This is a genomic window from Klebsiella sp. 18074, assembly GCF_902705905.1.
GTDB classification, from domain to species: Bacteria; Pseudomonadota; Gammaproteobacteria; order Enterobacterales; family Enterobacteriaceae; genus Klebsiella; species Klebsiella terrigena.
This window is the reverse complement of sequence record NZ_CACSIS010000018.1, coordinates 37,794-51,882: the sequence shown is the minus strand read 5'-3', so window position 1 is coordinate 51,882 and position 14,089 is coordinate 37,794. Positions and strand designations below refer to the sequence as shown.

Annotated in this window: 13 protein-coding genes and 1 pseudogene; 8 read left to right on the top strand and 6 right to left on the bottom strand. The window is 55.4% G+C overall.

Annotated features, from left to right (window positions below; translation table 11 throughout):
• The first annotated feature begins 38 nt into the window (after window positions 1-38).
• The 8 genes and pseudogenes from GVK32_RS18025 to GVK32_RS17990 form a co-directional block, all read left to right on the top strand.
• On the top strand, window positions 39-2,804 hold the full coding sequence (locus GVK32_RS18025; RefSeq protein WP_159871331.1) for a sigma 54-interacting transcriptional regulator: 2,766 nt from the start codon (window positions 39-41) through the stop codon (window positions 2,802-2,804).
• A gap of 99 nt (window positions 2,805-2,903) precedes the next feature.
• Entirely contained in the window at window positions 2,904-3,326 is a 423-nt protein-coding gene (locus GVK32_RS18020) for a PTS sugar transporter subunit IIA (protein WP_159871329.1), read from the top strand.
• A gap of 14 nt (window positions 3,327-3,340) precedes the next feature.
• Window positions 3,341-3,811 carry a PTS sugar transporter subunit IIB gene (locus GVK32_RS18015; RefSeq protein ID WP_159871327.1) on the top strand — a complete coding sequence of 157 codons (471 nt, stop codon included), beginning with the start codon at window positions 3,341-3,343 and terminating at the stop codon, window positions 3,809-3,811.
• A gap of 16 nt (window positions 3,812-3,827) precedes the next feature.
• Window positions 3,828-4,607 (top strand): PTS mannose/fructose/sorbose/N-acetylgalactosamine transporter subunit IIC, encoded by a 780-nt coding sequence (locus GVK32_RS18010; protein ID WP_004108505.1) that lies wholly within the window; start codon window positions 3,828-3,830, stop codon window positions 4,605-4,607.
• A complete protein-coding gene (locus tag GVK32_RS18005; RefSeq protein ID WP_182236105.1) occupies window positions 4,585-5,436 on the top strand; it encodes a PTS system mannose/fructose/sorbose family transporter subunit IID in 852 nt (283 codons plus the stop codon). The genes GVK32_RS18010 and GVK32_RS18005 overlap by 23 nt, the downstream gene beginning before the upstream one ends.
• Before the next feature lie 12 nt (window positions 5,437-5,448).
• On the top strand, window positions 5,449-6,510 hold the full coding sequence (locus tag GVK32_RS18000; protein ID WP_159871325.1) for an SIS domain-containing protein: 1,062 nt from the start codon (window positions 5,449-5,451) through the stop codon (window positions 6,508-6,510).
• Window positions 6,511-6,527: 17 nt separating this feature from the next.
• On the top strand, window positions 6,528-7,538 hold the full coding sequence (locus tag GVK32_RS17995; RefSeq protein ID WP_200842903.1) for an SIS domain-containing protein: 1,011 nt from the start codon (window positions 6,528-6,530) through the stop codon (window positions 7,536-7,538).
• 114 nt (window positions 7,539-7,652) lie between these two features.
• Window positions 7,653-8,213, top strand: a pseudogene (locus GVK32_RS17990) (Rpn family recombination-promoting nuclease/putative transposase); the annotation flags it as partial.
• Window positions 8,214-8,263: 50 nt separating this feature from the next.
• Here GVK32_RS17990 and opgB read toward each other — a convergent pair.
• From opgB to GVK32_RS17960, 6 genes are all read right to left on the bottom strand, one after another.
• Complete coding sequence (gene opgB / locus GVK32_RS17985) at window positions 8,264-10,555, bottom strand: phosphatidylglycerol--membrane-oligosaccharide glycerophosphotransferase (RefSeq protein WP_159871323.1); 2,292 nt, start codon at window positions 10,553-10,555, stop codon at window positions 8,264-8,266.
• A gap of 257 nt (window positions 10,556-10,812) precedes the next feature.
• A complete protein-coding gene (locus GVK32_RS17980) occupies window positions 10,813-11,307 on the bottom strand; it encodes a DUF2501 domain-containing protein (RefSeq protein ID WP_159871321.1) in 495 nt (164 codons plus the stop codon).
• Between the two features lie 66 nt (window positions 11,308-11,373).
• Window positions 11,374-12,111, bottom strand: a complete 738-nt coding sequence (gene dnaC / locus GVK32_RS17975) for a DNA replication protein DnaC (RefSeq protein WP_041143928.1) — start codon at window positions 12,109-12,111, stop codon at window positions 11,374-11,376.
• A gap of 2 nt (window positions 12,112-12,113) precedes the next feature.
• Window positions 12,114-12,653, bottom strand: coding sequence for a primosomal protein DnaT (dnaT, locus tag GVK32_RS17970; RefSeq protein ID WP_041143929.1), 540 nt, complete (start codon window positions 12,651-12,653; stop codon window positions 12,114-12,116).
• A gap of 106 nt (window positions 12,654-12,759) precedes the next feature.
• Window positions 12,760-13,233: a threonine/serine exporter gene (locus tag GVK32_RS17965; RefSeq protein WP_041143930.1), complete on the bottom strand. Its 474-nt coding sequence runs from the start codon at window positions 13,231-13,233 to the stop codon at window positions 12,760-12,762.
• Window positions 13,224-14,000: a threonine/serine exporter ThrE family protein gene (locus GVK32_RS17960; RefSeq protein WP_159871319.1), complete on the bottom strand. Its 777-nt coding sequence runs from the start codon at window positions 13,998-14,000 to the stop codon at window positions 13,224-13,226. The genes GVK32_RS17965 and GVK32_RS17960 overlap by 10 nt, the downstream gene beginning before the upstream one ends.
• Window positions 14,001-14,089 lie beyond the last annotated feature (89 nt).

Sequence of the window (14,089 nt, the reverse complement as noted above, 5' to 3'; positions counted from 1 at the left end):
GCATCATAAGAGCCTGCGATGGTGATGATGGGGGATGCATGCGTAAAACAGAACTGTTGGCTTTTCTGCAAAATCAGACCGATTTTTTTGATCCGGATAACCTGAGCGAAGTCTTCACGGCCAGCTATCTGGCTCAGCGTTTTGCGATGCAAAGAAATACCGCCAGCCACTATCTGAACCAGCTGGTTACCCAGGATGTGCTGGTAAAGATCAACACTCGCCCGGTCTATTTTCTGCATAAAAAAGCCTTTCGCCAGCAGTTCTTCCCCCTTTCCCGCAGCGAGTACGCCAGCATGGCGGAGCTGCTTGCTGAAAGCGACCGGCAGCCGGAGCAGGCGGATCATTTTTCACTACTGACCGGCCATGATGGCAGCCTGCGTAAACCGATTGAGCAGATGAAAACCGCGCTGTTTTATCCCAACGGCGGGCTACCGCTGCTGATGACCGGCGACAGCGGCACCGGCAAAAGCTATATGGCGGAGCTGATGCACGAGTTCGCTATCGCTCAGGGATTGCTGGAGCCGGATGCGCCGTTTATCAGCTTTAACTGCGCCCAGTATGCCAGCAACCCGGAGCTGCTGGCCGCCAACCTGTTTGGCTACGTCAAAGGCGCGTTTACCGGCGCGCAGGGCGATAAAGTCGGGGCGTTTGAGGCGGCAAACGGCGGTATGCTGTTTCTTGATGAAGTCCATCGCCTGGATGCGCAGGGGCAGGAAAAGCTTTTCACCTGGCTGGACCGCAAGGAGATCTATCGGGTGGGGGAAACGGCGCAGGGACTGCCGATTTCGCTGCGGCTGGTATTTGCCACCACCGAAGATATTCACAGCACTTTTCTGACCACTTTTATTCGCCGTATTCCAATCCTCGTCAGCCTGCCGGATTTGCAAAATCGCAGTCGTCACGAGAAAGAAGCGTTAACGCTGCAGTTTTTCTGGCAGGAGGCGCGCACGCTCGCCGCCCGGCTCCAGCTGACGCCGCGGCTTTTACAGGTGCTGGCTCACTATGTTTATCGCGGCAACGTGGGTGAACTGAAGAACGTGATTAAGTACGCGGTGGCGTCGGCATGGGCTAAATGCCCCGGTAGCGAGGTGCTTAACGTCACTTTGCATGACCTACCCGAAAATATCATGGCCGCAACGCCTGCGCTGAGTGAACCGATGGGCCAGGAGGAGCCGCTGCTCGTCGAACCGCAAACCAGCCTGGTCTGGCTACTGCGCGCGCGCGACCCGGTGCAGGGGCTGATTTACGATACTCAATGCCGCGTTCTGGCACTGTACGAGGCGGTGCTGAGTAAAAAAATGTTCTGGGAAGAGGCGCAAAAAAGCATGGGCGAGGAGATTGAAACCCTCTTCGATCGGCTGATTTTTGATAATCACGATGCCAATAGCTCTCATATGCTGCTGCTGATCACCCACCAGGTGCGGGAAGAGTTTTATCGCCTTGAAAAGCGTTTCAATATCCAGTTTAACGGCAACTGTATCTACGCCCTGAGCCACTACCTGATACATCGTTCCCGCCAGGCGCAGTCCCGGATGAGCAGCGAGAAATGCCGCCAACTGGAGGACTTTCTGGCGCAGAAATTCCCGCTGCTGTATCGCTTTTGCGAAGAGATCCTCGCCGCGCTGGCGCTGAAGTTGGATATCGAGCCCCGGCGCATTGACCTGCTGTTATTGGTGCTGTGGCTGCAAAAAACCGGCGCAATCAGCCAGCAGCAGGTGACTCGTGCGGTGATTGTGGCTCACGGCTACGCCACCGCCAGCAGTATCGCTAATGTGGCGAACCGGCTGTTGAAAAGTCAGCTGTTTGAGTCATTTGATATGCCGCTCGACGTAACGCCGGAGGCTATCGCCAACCAGGTGATAAGCTACATTGAGAGCCACGCGCTGGCCTCCGGGCTGATCATTCTGGTCGATATGGGTTCTCTGAAGGCGATTCATAGCCACTTTAACCGCCGCCTGACTACCCCGATGGCGATTATTAATAACGTCTCGACCGGGATGGCGATGTACGTTGGCGAGCGCATTTTACAGGGCGATATGCTGGAAGATATCGTCCGTGAGATTGGCGATGACCTCGCGGTTGAGCATCAGCTCTACTACCCGCAAACCGACAAACCGCGGGCAATTCTTACCACCTGCGCCACCGGTCTGGGGGCTGCAGCCAATCTGTCGGCGCTGTTAAAAGCCAGCATTCCTGAATCCCTCAGCATTGATATTGTGGCCTGCGATGTGGAAACTCTCGCCGATCCCGCACGGCGGGAGTCGATGCTGAGCCGCTACGAGGTGCTGGCGATCGTCGGCACCCTGGATCCGCATCTGGCCGAACTGCCGTGGATCTCGCTCGATTCGCTGATTTCTGGCGAAGGAAGCCGGCCGCTGATGCGTATCTTCGGCGAACTGGCTACGCCCGAGCAGGTCAGCGAAATCAATAACCTGATCCTGAAGAATTTCTCGCTGCGCAGGGTGATCGAGTCGGTGACGATCCTCGATACCGGGAAGGTGATCAATCAGGTTGAGCAGTTTTTACTGCGCTATGAGCATCTGGCCGGCTGCGATGTGCCCAATGATCGTAAGGTGGCGCTGTATGTGCATATAAGCTGTCTGATTGAGCGGTTAATTCGCAACGCTTCACCGACCCATTACACGGGAAGGCAGTGTCCGCAGAGTGAGCTGGTTATTCTGCGTGAGGCCTTTAGTGTCATAGAGAGTGGGTATAGTGTCAAAATCCCCCCGGTTGAGCTGTATTACATTCACGACATCCTGACGCGGGAAACAGAATTTATTCAGGAAGATCAAGAGTTTTAATTCCTTTCGTCTGTTCGTCCTTACGCTAACCGGCGCGCCACTGTTTCTGGCACGCCGGTTGCAATTAAGAAAGCAGTGGAATGCGCTTTCGAGGTAAGGATGAAACGACACTATATTTTTGCCAGCCATGGCACCTTTGCTAACGGTCTGTTGAATTCCGTGGAGCTGATCCTCGGTAAACAGCCGGATATTCATACCCTGTGCGCCTATGTGGAAGAGGAGGTCGATCTGACGCAGCAGGTGGAGACGCTGCTGGCGCGTTTTCCCGCCGAGGATGAACTGATTGTAATTACGGATATCTTCGCCGGTAGCGTCAATAATGAGTTTGTGCGCTTTTTATCACGCCCGCACTTTCATTTATTGTCCGGTTTAAATCTGCCATTAATTATTGACCTGCTTATTTCGGCAGGGGAAGAAAATACCGAAAAGCTAATTTCTGAAGCATTAATAAGCGCCAAAGAGAGCATTCAGTACTGCAATCAGACGATTGCCAGTGCGATGACCACTGATAAAGACTTCTGAAATGAGGGAACACTATGATTACGCTTTTAAGGGTAGACCATCGATTACTTCACGGACAGGTAGCCTTTTCCTGGACGCAATATGTCGGTGCCGATTGTATTTTGATCGCGAACGATAATGTCCCTGAGGATGAGCTGCGGAAAACCACGATTAAGCTCGCTAAGCCGCCGTCGGTAAAACTGGTAATTAAAAATATTGATGACTCCATTGAGGCAATTAAAAGCGGCGTTACCGATAAATATAATTTATTTATTGTTGTTGAATCGGTGGACGATGCCTGGCGTATTACCAGTGCGGTGGGGAATATCAAGAGCATTAATCTTGGCGGGATTAAAGCGAAAGAGGGCAGCCAGAATATCTCTAAGGCAATTAATTTACTGCCAAAAGAAATAGAACAGCTGCAACAACTGGTTGGGAAAGGCGTTGAGGTTGAAATTCGCCAGGTCCCTAACGATCGCAAACAGCTTTTTGCGCAATGTCTTTAATTCCGGAGGACAGATTATGGTAGAGGCTCTGTTACTCGGTCTGGTGGCGTTTATTGCGCAATCAGAATACGCATTGGGGACGTCGCTGATTTCACGGCCTATCGTCACCGGGCTGCTGACCGGGCTGGTGCTCGGGGATGTGCAGACCGGCGTGATCATGGGCGCGACGCTGGAACTGGCGTTTATTGGCTCCTTCTCCGTCGGCGCGTCGATCCCACCAGATGTGGTCACCGGCGGCATTCTTGGGGTGGCGTTCGCCATTACCTCCGGCGCGGGAACGGAAACGGCGCTGCTGCTCGGCCTGCCGATTGCCACCCTGACGTTGATCCTGAAAAACGTCTATCTGGGGATGTTTATTCCGATGCTTAGCCAGAAGGCTGACGGCTACGCGGAGCGGGCGGATACGCGCGGCATTGAACGAATGCATCTGATTGCCGGATTTGGGTTGTCGTTGATGCTGGCGACGGTGGTGACCGTGTCGTTCCTGGTCGGCAGCAATGCGGTGAAATCCCTGCTCGATACGATCCCGGAATTTATCAAACACGGACTGAGCGTGGCGACCGGAATTATTCCTGCGCTGGGCTTCGCGATGCTCGCCAGATTACTGATTAATAAGAAGGTCGCGCCGTACTTTTTCCTCGGCTTCGTGCTGATGGCCTACCTGAAAATCCCGGTGACCGGCATCGCCATTCTCGGCGCTATTGTGGCGGTAGTGATGGTTAACGTCACTGCGCTGAGCTCACCTCGTACGACGACAGAACAAGGAGTCAGCGATGACGACGAAGATGATTTCTGAAGAGACCCTGCCGCCGCAGGAGCAGGAAGAAACCCGTATTACGCCGCGTGATTTACGCCGGGTGTTCTGGCGCTCCTTCCAGATGGAGTTCTCCTGGAACTATGAGCGGCAGATGAATCTCGCCTTTGTTTACGCGCTGATTCCGGTGCTGAAAAAGCTCTATCCGCGCAAAGAGGAGCTGGCTGGAGCATTAAAACGGCATCTGGTTTTCTTTAATACCACGCCGCATATCGTCACCCTGTTGCTGGGGATCACCACGGCGATGGAGGAGAAAAATAGCCAGCAGAAAAACATGGATGCCAACGCGATTGATAACGTCAAAGCGTCGCTGATGGGGCCGCTGGCCGGGCTGGGGGACTCCTTCTTCTGGGGCACGCTGCGCCTGATCGCCACCGGTATTGGCACCAGCCTGGCGCTGAAGGGCAACATTCTTGGGCCGATTCTGTTTCTGCTGGTGTTTAACGTGCCGCATATTCTGGTGCGCTGGCTGTTTACGCGCTGGGGTTATGTACTGGGAACCGGTGTGCTACAGCGGATCCAGAAGAGCGGAATGATGGAGAGCCTGACCTACGGGGCGTCGATTATCGGTCTGATGGTGGTGGGGGCGATGACCGCCTCAATGATTGATATCACCATCCCCATCTCCTTCGGCGCCGGGGAGGCGAAGACCCAAGTGCAGGACATTATCAACGACATTATGCCCTGTATGTTGCCGTTGGTGAGCTTCGGCATTGTCTACTGGCTGCTGGGGCGCAAGGTTAAGCCGCTCTCTATCATCGGCGGTATGGCGCTGGTGGGTATTGCGGGCTCGTGGATTGGATTGTTTTAACGGGAGTGAGCTATGAAACCAACGATGATGACTTACATCAGTGAAGAATCCGCCTGCCTGACGCAGATCCTTCGCGACTACCGGCAAAAGCTGGCGGCGATTGAGACCTTTGCTCGCCAACACCCGGTGCGCCGTATTCTACTGCTGGCGACCGGATCGTCGCTAAATGCCGCCCTTTGCGCGCGCTATTTCTTTGAACAACGCTTTGGTGTACTGGTGGAGATTAAAGAGCCGTACAACTTTACCCACTATGAGTCCATCGACCCGCATACCGACCTGGTGGTGGCGATTTCGCAGAGCGGAAAAAGCGCCTCGACGCTGGAGGCGATGCGTACAGTGCAGGCGGCGAATCTACCGGTTTTTGCTCTGACCTCCGATCCGCAAAGCCCGATAGCGCTGGCCTGTGACGGGGTGTTGGATATCAATACCGGCATTGAGAGCGTAGGGTTTGTCACTCGAGGATTTAGCGCAACGGTGCTGAATCTGCTGCTGATGGCGCTGATAATTGCCCGCAGCCAGGGGAAAGCCAGCGAGGCTGAGGAGCAGCGCTATATTGCCGAATTGCAGCGTCTGGCGGCGGCGATCCCGGATGTGATGACCCGCACTTCGTGTTTTATTGACCTGCATGGTGAAACGCTGCGCGGCGGCGAGCGCTTCGTCGCCACCGGCTATGGCGCGCTGGTTGGGGTGGCGAAGGAGTTCGAAACCAAATTTACCGAGACGGTGCGCGTGCCTTCCAGCGGTTTTGAGCTGGAAGCGTATATGCACGGCCCTTATCTGGAGGCCAATGCCCGCCATGTGATGCTGTTTATTGAAGATGCGCCGGATGAGCGCACTCGCGCGCTGCGCGATTATATGGCGCCGTCCATTGCCCAGGCCTTTACGTTGACGCTGAGCGGTGAGGAAGATGAGCAAACGCTGGCGCTAAATTGCCCGTGTGAACATCACCTGGCGCCGCTGCTGCTGCTTGTGCCAATCCAAATGCTCGCCTGGCATACCGCAGGACTCAAGGGCATCGATCTTGCAATACGTATTTTTGACGATTTTGACCGCGTATTAAAAAGTAAAATCTGATTATTCAGGAGAAAACTATGTTGGGTTTTAATCAGGACGAGTATCTGACCAGTGCTCGCGAAATAATCTCTGCGCGCCAACAGGCAGAAAACGTCGCCGACGATATTTATCACAGTGGCTGTAGTGCATTATTTTTTGTTTCAGTAGGCGGTTCTTTAGCCCCGATGATGGCCATTAATGAGTTTGCTAAAGAATTAACCGGCGTGCCGGTTTATCTTGAGCAGGCGGCGGAATTAATTCATCACGGGCATAAAAAATTAAATAAAGATGCGGTTGTCGTGACGTTATCAAAATCGGGCGATACCAAAGAGTCGGTAGCGATTGCTGAATGGTGCAAGGCGCAGGGAATTCGCGTCGTGGCGATTACACGTAATGCTGATTCACCATTAGCTGAGGCCGCCAGCTGGCATATTCCGATGTGCCACAAGAACGGCGTGGAATATGAGTATATGCTGCTGTACTGGTTATTCTTTCGCGTGATTTATCGTCATGGCGAGTTTGCTGATTATGACCGTTTTGCCAGCCAGCTGGAATTGCTGCCGGAAAATCTGCTGCAGGCCAAACGCCAGTTCGATCCGCAGGCAGATAAAATCGCTGCGCAATATCATACCAGTGATTACATGATGTGGATTGGCGGGGCGGAGATGTGGGGGGAAGTCTACCTGTTCTCAATGTGTATTCTCGAAGAGATGCAGTGGAAGCGAACCAAGTCGGTGAGTTCGGCCGAGTTTTTCCATGGCACCCTGGAGCTGCTGGAGAAAGAGGTTCCGCTGTTCCTGGTGAAAGGTGAGGGCAAATGCCGGGCGCTGGACGACCGCGTTGAGCGCTTTGCACAGAAGATAACCGACCACCTGGTGGTTATCGACCCGCGCGATTATCCGCTGAACGGCATTGATGACGCTTTCCGCTGGATTATGGCGCCGTGCGTGGTGTCTACCCTGCTGGTGGACAGGCTGGCGGCCCACTTTGAACACCACACTGGTCACGACCTGAATATCCGTCGTTATTACCGTCAGTTTGATTACTAAGTTTTGTCTATGGCGGCCAGCTTGCTGGCCGCTACGCTATTCTCCGAGGCGCTTCCCAGAAAATCATCGCCAAACCAAACTATGTAAAAACGGGTGGTAGAGTCCGGCTTTCCTTTTTATCACAGCGTGACCAGCCCCTATCCCTTCTCCCTGAACTGGCTGAATGAGTTTGCTGATCCGGAGATGGCAAAGAAGCTGTATGGCTGCCAGTTTCCGCTGGTTGATGTGGCGGTGATGCCGGACAATGAAATTGTCCAGCATCGTCGGGTTGCTCTACTTGAGCTGATGCAAAAGCATATTCGCCAGCGCGATCTCACTGGGATCACAGAGTCGGCGGCCCTTGTGATGCTGGGATACACTAACCGCAAGCAGTTGAGAATGCTGTTTCACTATATGCTGCAGTACGGCAATACCACTGATCCGAGCGCGTTTATCCGCCAGTTGGTTCGTCGTCTGCCACAGTATGAGGAGAGGTTGATGTCTATCGCTCAAAAACTCAAACAAGAAGGGATGCAGGAAGGTCGACAAGAGGGAATGCAGGAAGGTCTGCAGGAAGGGAGCCGACGGGAAGCGCTACGCATTGCTGGCAGTATGCTGCAAGATGGCTTAGATAAAGAGACGGTGCAGCGGATCACCGGGCTTTCGGCGGATGAGCTAAAGCCGCTGCATTGTTGATGTCCTGCTAAAACAATAGCCCGGCTTAAAAACCACCGGGCGTGCTTGTTTTATCCTTCGCTTTTCACCACTTTGATTTCAACCATGCCGATGCCCAGCTGGCGCGGCGCGTGGCCGAGAATATTGCCTTCGTTGGTGGACTGCGGGTCCGGCGGGACGATGATCAGCGTATCGCTGCGCGACGGGTTGTCGAAATGCAGCGTGGTGGTGGAGACGTCGTTGGCCAGCGTCAGCGTCTGCTCGCTATCCCCGACGCGAACCGGGATCGGCTTATTGGCGTTGGGCCCGTAGGCTTTGGCGGTGATCACCAGATCGAATTTCTCCGGCAGCGGGTTCTTAAACTCGATTTTGACTTCGCTACCCAGCTGCGCGTTGGACCAGCGGCCCCAGGATTCCGGCCGGGAGATGCCGCTAAACTGCCTCACCTCCTCCGGCGCGCCGGCGACGTTAAACACGAAGCTATCGGCCTTGTAGCGAATATCGTTATCGACAATTTTCAGCGTGTCGACGTTGCCTTTATAGCGCTCCATATCGATAAGGGTATCTTTAAACGCCGTCTTCCCCTGCCACTGGGCCTTATCGACGCGCTGGACGGTCTGCTCGCCGCCGAGCTGACCCTGCGATACGCACCAGTCGGTGGAGAGCGCCAGCTCGCTGGACCACAGCTGTCCCATCTTGTAGCAGCGGTCGATCCAGACAAAGTTATCGCGCGGGGCAAAGTCGGCCAGCTGATAGCGCAGCGGCGCGGAGTATTCGCTCTCCGGCAGCGGCTCGACGCGTTTATCGGAGACCCGCAGCAGCAGCGGCAGGCGGAAGTGGCTGCCGGAGAAGGAGACCATGCTCTTCTGCGCGTCGACGGTGAAGTTTTTCATCTCTTTCGGGAAGTTCCACAGGCGGATAACGTCAGGCTTCCAGGCCAGCACCTTATCTTTCATATTGAGGAAGATGCCGGAAAGCGACTGTCCGGAGAGGCTGCTGCGGCCAAGGCCGATGTAGTTATCGCCGCCGAGGATATCCAGCACCGTGGCGCCGTTGTCCATGGTATTACGCTTCACCGCCAGCGTATCCTGCTGCGGCTGGTCGCCGCGCAGCACGAAGAACAGGTTGCTGCGATCCTGCTTGTTCAGGTATTCCCAGGCGCTGTTTTTCATCGCCAGGTGATCGGAAGAGACCACGATCACCGTGTTTTTGAAATAGGGCGAGGCTTTGATCTTCTCGATAAGCGCCGCGATATGCTCCTGGCTGCAGCTTACTGCGCTAAAGGAGAGGTTCTTTTTACCGCCCATTTCATAGCTTTTTCGCTGGCAGGTACGGGAAATAAAACCGTCAGGATGGTGGGTGTCCACCGTCAGCGCAAAGAGCGAGAAGCGTTTACCGGATTGCGAAAGCTGTTCGAATTTTTTCCAGGTTTCATCCAGCACGGTGTCGTCGTAGAAGCCCCAGTCGTTGCGGTAGGCGGGGTCGGCAACCGTGGTTTTCAGCTCTTCAGCGCCGTACAGGTGATCGAAGCCGTGGGACTTCAGGAACACGTCTTTTCCGGCGAAACGCAGGTTGGCGCCCTGCACAAAATAGTTTTCGTAGCCGGAGTTTTTCAGAATGTCGCCGAGGCAGATATTCTGCGGGAAGAAGCTGGAGACCGAGGCCGAGGCGTTGCCTTCAAACGGCGCAAACAGCGGAATACCGCACTGCGAGGCGACCATCCCGGCGATAGTGTAGTCGGTGCCGGGCAGCTGCACGGTGTTGCTGAAATCGAGGCCTTCGCTTTTCAGTTTGCCGAGCTCGGGCGTCAGGTCGGGGAACGCCTCGTTATCAAAATAGGTGCGCTCAAGGCTTTCGCCGTAGATATAGACCAGGTTGAGCTGGGGGTTGGCGATGCTTTTCGACGGCTCTTTATAGTAGGCGACAAAATCCGGATCGCCGTCGCGGGACTGGGATTTCACCAGCTCGCTAATCTGGCGGAACGCCGGGCTGGCGTCAACGGAGGCCAGCGCGAGAACCAGCGCCAGCAGGCTATAGCCAAAGTGGTGAGGATGATGACGGCGGCGGCGGAGTATCCAGCCCAGGGCGCTGAAAACGCTCACCAGTGCCACGATAATTCCGGCGCCGGGCAGGATATATTTGCCGACGCCCGCGCCGGTCAGGCTGTTGGTCAGGGTATAAAGCACCGCGTCATTAATGCCGTCGCCGGTGAAATAATCGCTGGCGTAGAGGGTGATGTTGAGGACCACAAACAGGCCAAGCACCGTCAGCGTAGCGGCAAACCACCAGGTATTGCGACCGGCCTTCAAGGCATAAATCACCACCGAGGTGAGAAACAGGGCGATGGATAACAACTCTGACACAGCTTACCCTCATTAGCGCCAGCTGACCGCTAGCCGAATAGATCACTTTCCACGATATACTGTAATGGCAGCGCCATATTGCTGCAATTGTAGAGTCATGAAACTGTGCTGTGGTTCAGAATTGGTTTATAAGTCGCCATTTTTAAGCGACGTCTCATCCTTCCCTACGGGGGAAAATGAGACGAACGATGCTAAAAAACGCCGTTGCGGCCGCGTCGGCCAGGTAAAGGCGCCAAACGCGGCATCGGGGGAGAGGATCAGGAGAGGAATTTCGTGCCCTGTTTGAGAACCAGATCGCAGGCCTGCGTTTTGACTTTTTCCGCCAGCGGGCTGCTGCCGAGGGTGCTCAGGTTCAGCTGCTGGCCGTTATTGCTGTTCAGAAGACCCTGTAAACCTTCAAGATAGCCGGTGTCCTCTTTCTGTTTTTCCGGGGTGCCGAGGCCGAGCTTATCCAGCACCTGGTTTTTGACGTTTTCGGTGTTGGTCACCGAGGAGAGCTTCTGCTTCGCGCAGTACGACATAATGCCGGCGGCATTATTCATGCTGCTGGCGGTCAGCGACTGGCTCCCGCCGTTCAGCAGGCTGGTCAGCGAGGACATCGACAGCGCGCCGCTTTGCTGCGAGTCGCTTTGGCTGCTGAGCTCGCTGGCAGCGCTGGAGAGAGAGTCCTGCCACGAAGCAGCCTGCGCGCCGGTGACAAGAAACGCCGCGGCAGCGACGCTGCAGCGGAACAAGGATTTAGCAGATTTCATAAACGGTACTCTTCGTCGTTATATAAGAATTTCTTGAGTATAACGCCGCCTGAGATCGGAAATGTCTTAATACTCTTTGCCGGTGACCCGGTGACGATAGCTATCCCAGTTGAAAATTACCCACAGGCTGTTGCCGAGGCGCATGCGGTCCATTACGCGCTCGCCGAGCAGCTTGTTCATCTCGTCCATGTTGCTGTTGGTTAACATCCCGGTCGGGCGCTTTGACGAGGATCGGCGATCGACGATCTGATTGATGATCACCTTTTCATAGCGCGATTCGGTTTGCATGCCGATCTCATCGATCACCAGCAGATCGACCCGGCTGAGATCGTTCAGCAGCTGCTCCTCGCTGATCTCCCGGTTGCCGAAGGTGTCCTTCATTGCCGACATGATGTCGGCAACGGTAATGATCAGCACCGATTTGCCGCGCAGCAGCAGCTCGTTACAAATGGCGGCCGCAAGGTGGTTTTTACCGGTGCCGGGCTTGCCGGAAAAGATAAAGCTGGCGATGTTGCCGTCGAACTCTTCCACGTACTGGCGCGCTCTGGAGAGCGCGTTCATCTGGCCTTCGCATTCAACCCGGTAGTTCTCAAACGAACAGTTTTGATGCAGCGGGCGGATGCCGGAGCGGTTAAACGTCCGCTGCATTTTCATCGCCCGGTTCTCCCGCTCGAGGGCTTCAGAACGCAGCTTGCCCTGCTCTTTCTGCCACGCCAGCAGCTCTTCGCCGGTTTTAAACGCCGGTTCGACATGAGCAGGCATCATTTTTTGCAGGCGCTTCATCAGTTCGCCAACGTTTTTCATGCTCATCCTCGGAACCCTCGTGGAATATGGTTATCCGGCTCGCTGACCGTATTCACATCACGACGCGGCTGGCCGCCGTTGCCGGCACGACCGATTTGCACGCTACGCGCCAGCTTCTGCTGCCACTGCACGTGATGAAAAACTTTGCCTTCCGCCTGCCAGTAGGCAACGAATGCCGCCAGCTCTTCCGGCGTCACCGGCTGGCTGAGGGCGATACCCCACAGCGCCGCGAGGCGCTGGAAATCGGCGTCCGGCTGCCAGTCGGCGTACATGGCGAATTTCCCCATAGGGATCGCCGCCGGCGCGGCGGTTGGCTCGTCAAAGAACTGCGTATCAAGCGCGATATCGCTGCCGGGGCGCGCCAGTTTACTCTCCAGTTCAAGCAGCTGGGCCAGGCGTTCCGGCGTCAGTGCGTAGAAGGCGGGAGTATTGTTGGCAAAAACGGCAACGGCACCGCCGGCCGATTTCGCGAGAATGGCCGCAGGATCCTGAATGAAATCATCCAGGCCGCTAAAATCGGTAGTTAAAATTCGCGAAGACATAACACTATCTCAACTCTGAACAACGATAGAGAGGGGGAATAGCACACATAGTAGCACAGCGCCCGGCCGGGATGGAGCGGCTGAGCCATCCCGGCGGCGCGGCTTGCTATACCCGCGGACGCTTGCGGTACAGCCACAGGCCTGGAATAGAAAGGCCGATAGAGAGCGCACCAACGATAGACGATGCCTTTAAAAAGTTGCTTAACAGCATAATCATCATCTCTTCAGAATAACCAAAATGACTGATTTTGACCGCCGAGATCATCGCCGTATAGGCGGATATGCCGGGGAACATCGGGATCACCGCGGCAACGGTAAAGATCTTCGGATGGGCCAGGTACCAGCGGGACCACTGAATGCCGATACAGCCAATCAGCAGGGCGGCAAGGAAGGTTGCCCACTCGATGTTAAAGCCCGCCGTCATCATCACCATTCGTGAACCGTGGCCAATGGCGCCCAGCAGCGCGCACCAGCGCAGCGCCCGCTGCGGGACGTTAAAGACCATCGCGAAGCCAACGGCAGGGATGGCCGCCAGCGCCATGTCCTGAGCCAGCGCAAACAGATATGTGATTATGCCCATCCGCGTAGCCCCCACATGGTCATCGCCATCACCACGCCAATGCAGGTGGCAAGGGTCAGCAGGCTGGCGAGCGCCCAGCGCGCAAGGCCGGTATTGATATGTCCTTTGAACATATCCGCCACGGCGTTGATCAGCGGAAAGCCGGGCACCAGCAGCAGCACGCTGGCGGCCATCGCTACGGTGGGCGTGCTGGCAAACATCGGCAAGCGTAGCATCAGCCCGGAGATAGTAGTGGCCACAAAGGCGGTAATGCAAAAGTTAATCTGCGGATGCATCGAGCGGTGGGTCAGCAGCTGGCGGATGTACATGGCGACGGTGCTGGCGCAGAAGGTGACCAGCGCGCCGTCCCAGCCGCCGTTGTTTAATTTGCAGAAGCAGGCGCAGGAGAGCCCGACCATCAGCACCAGCAGCCAGCGCGGGTAGCGCAGCGGTTTTATCTGGGTGAAGCGCTTTTCCACATCTTTATAATCCAGCAGCTTATGCTCGGCAAGGATCACAATATGCTGTACTTCGGTCACCACGTGCATATTAATACCGCGATCGATATTCTTGCGCGTCGAGGTCAGGCATTCGCCGTCTTTGATGGTGGTGAGGACAATCGCATTCGATGAAATGGCGCTCTCGACGCTGTCCATGCCTAACGCCCGCCCCAGGCGAGTAGAAAGCTCCTCAACCAGCGCGCTCTCCGCCCCGTGTTGCAGTAAGAAAAGACCACACTGAATGCACAATCGCGTAATTGTGCGCTGAACTGTCCGATCTGCTTGCATAAATACCTGCCGTCAGTAACGCCCGATGCCGTAGTGTCCGTCGCTACTTTAACCTGAACTCTCGCTTTGCCTGAGGGGGTCGGGATCAA

Excerpts from the sequence above, each read along its gene's own strand:
- GVK32_RS18010 (WP_004108505.1), top strand. The coding sequence starts at position 3,828 with ATGGTAGAGGCTCTGTTACTCGGTCTGGTGGCGTTTATTGCGCAATCA.
- GVK32_RS18000 (WP_159871325.1), top strand. The coding sequence starts at position 5,449 with ATGAAACCAACGATGATGACTTACATCAGTGAAGAATCCGCCTGCCTG.
- GVK32_RS17980 (WP_159871321.1), bottom strand. The coding sequence starts at position 11,307 with ATGAAATCTGCTAAATCCTTGTTCCGCTGCAGCGTCGCTGCCGCGGCG.
- GVK32_RS18020 (WP_159871329.1), top strand. The coding sequence starts at position 2,904 with ATGAAACGACACTATATTTTTGCCAGCCATGGCACCTTTGCTAACGGT.
- GVK32_RS17965 (WP_041143930.1), bottom strand. The coding sequence starts at position 13,233 with ATGGGCATAATCACATATCTGTTTGCGCTGGCTCAGGACATGGCGCTG.
- GVK32_RS18025 (WP_159871331.1), top strand. The coding sequence starts at position 39 with ATGCGTAAAACAGAACTGTTGGCTTTTCTGCAAAATCAGACCGATTTT.
- dnaT (WP_041143929.1), bottom strand. The coding sequence starts at position 12,653 with ATGTCTTCGCGAATTTTAACTACCGATTTTAGCGGCCTGGATGATTTC.
- dnaC (WP_041143928.1), bottom strand. The coding sequence starts at position 12,111 with ATGAAAAACGTTGGCGAACTGATGAAGCGCCTGCAAAAAATGATGCCT.
- GVK32_RS17960 (WP_159871319.1), bottom strand. The coding sequence starts at position 14,000 with ATGCAAGCAGATCGGACAGTTCAGCGCACAATTACGCGATTGTGCATT.
- GVK32_RS18015 (WP_159871327.1), top strand. The coding sequence starts at position 3,341 with ATGATTACGCTTTTAAGGGTAGACCATCGATTACTTCACGGACAGGTA.
- GVK32_RS18005 (WP_182236105.1), top strand. The coding sequence starts at position 4,585 with ATGACGACGAAGATGATTTCTGAAGAGACCCTGCCGCCGCAGGAGCAG.
- GVK32_RS17995 (WP_200842903.1), top strand. The coding sequence starts at position 6,528 with ATGTTGGGTTTTAATCAGGACGAGTATCTGACCAGTGCTCGCGAAATA.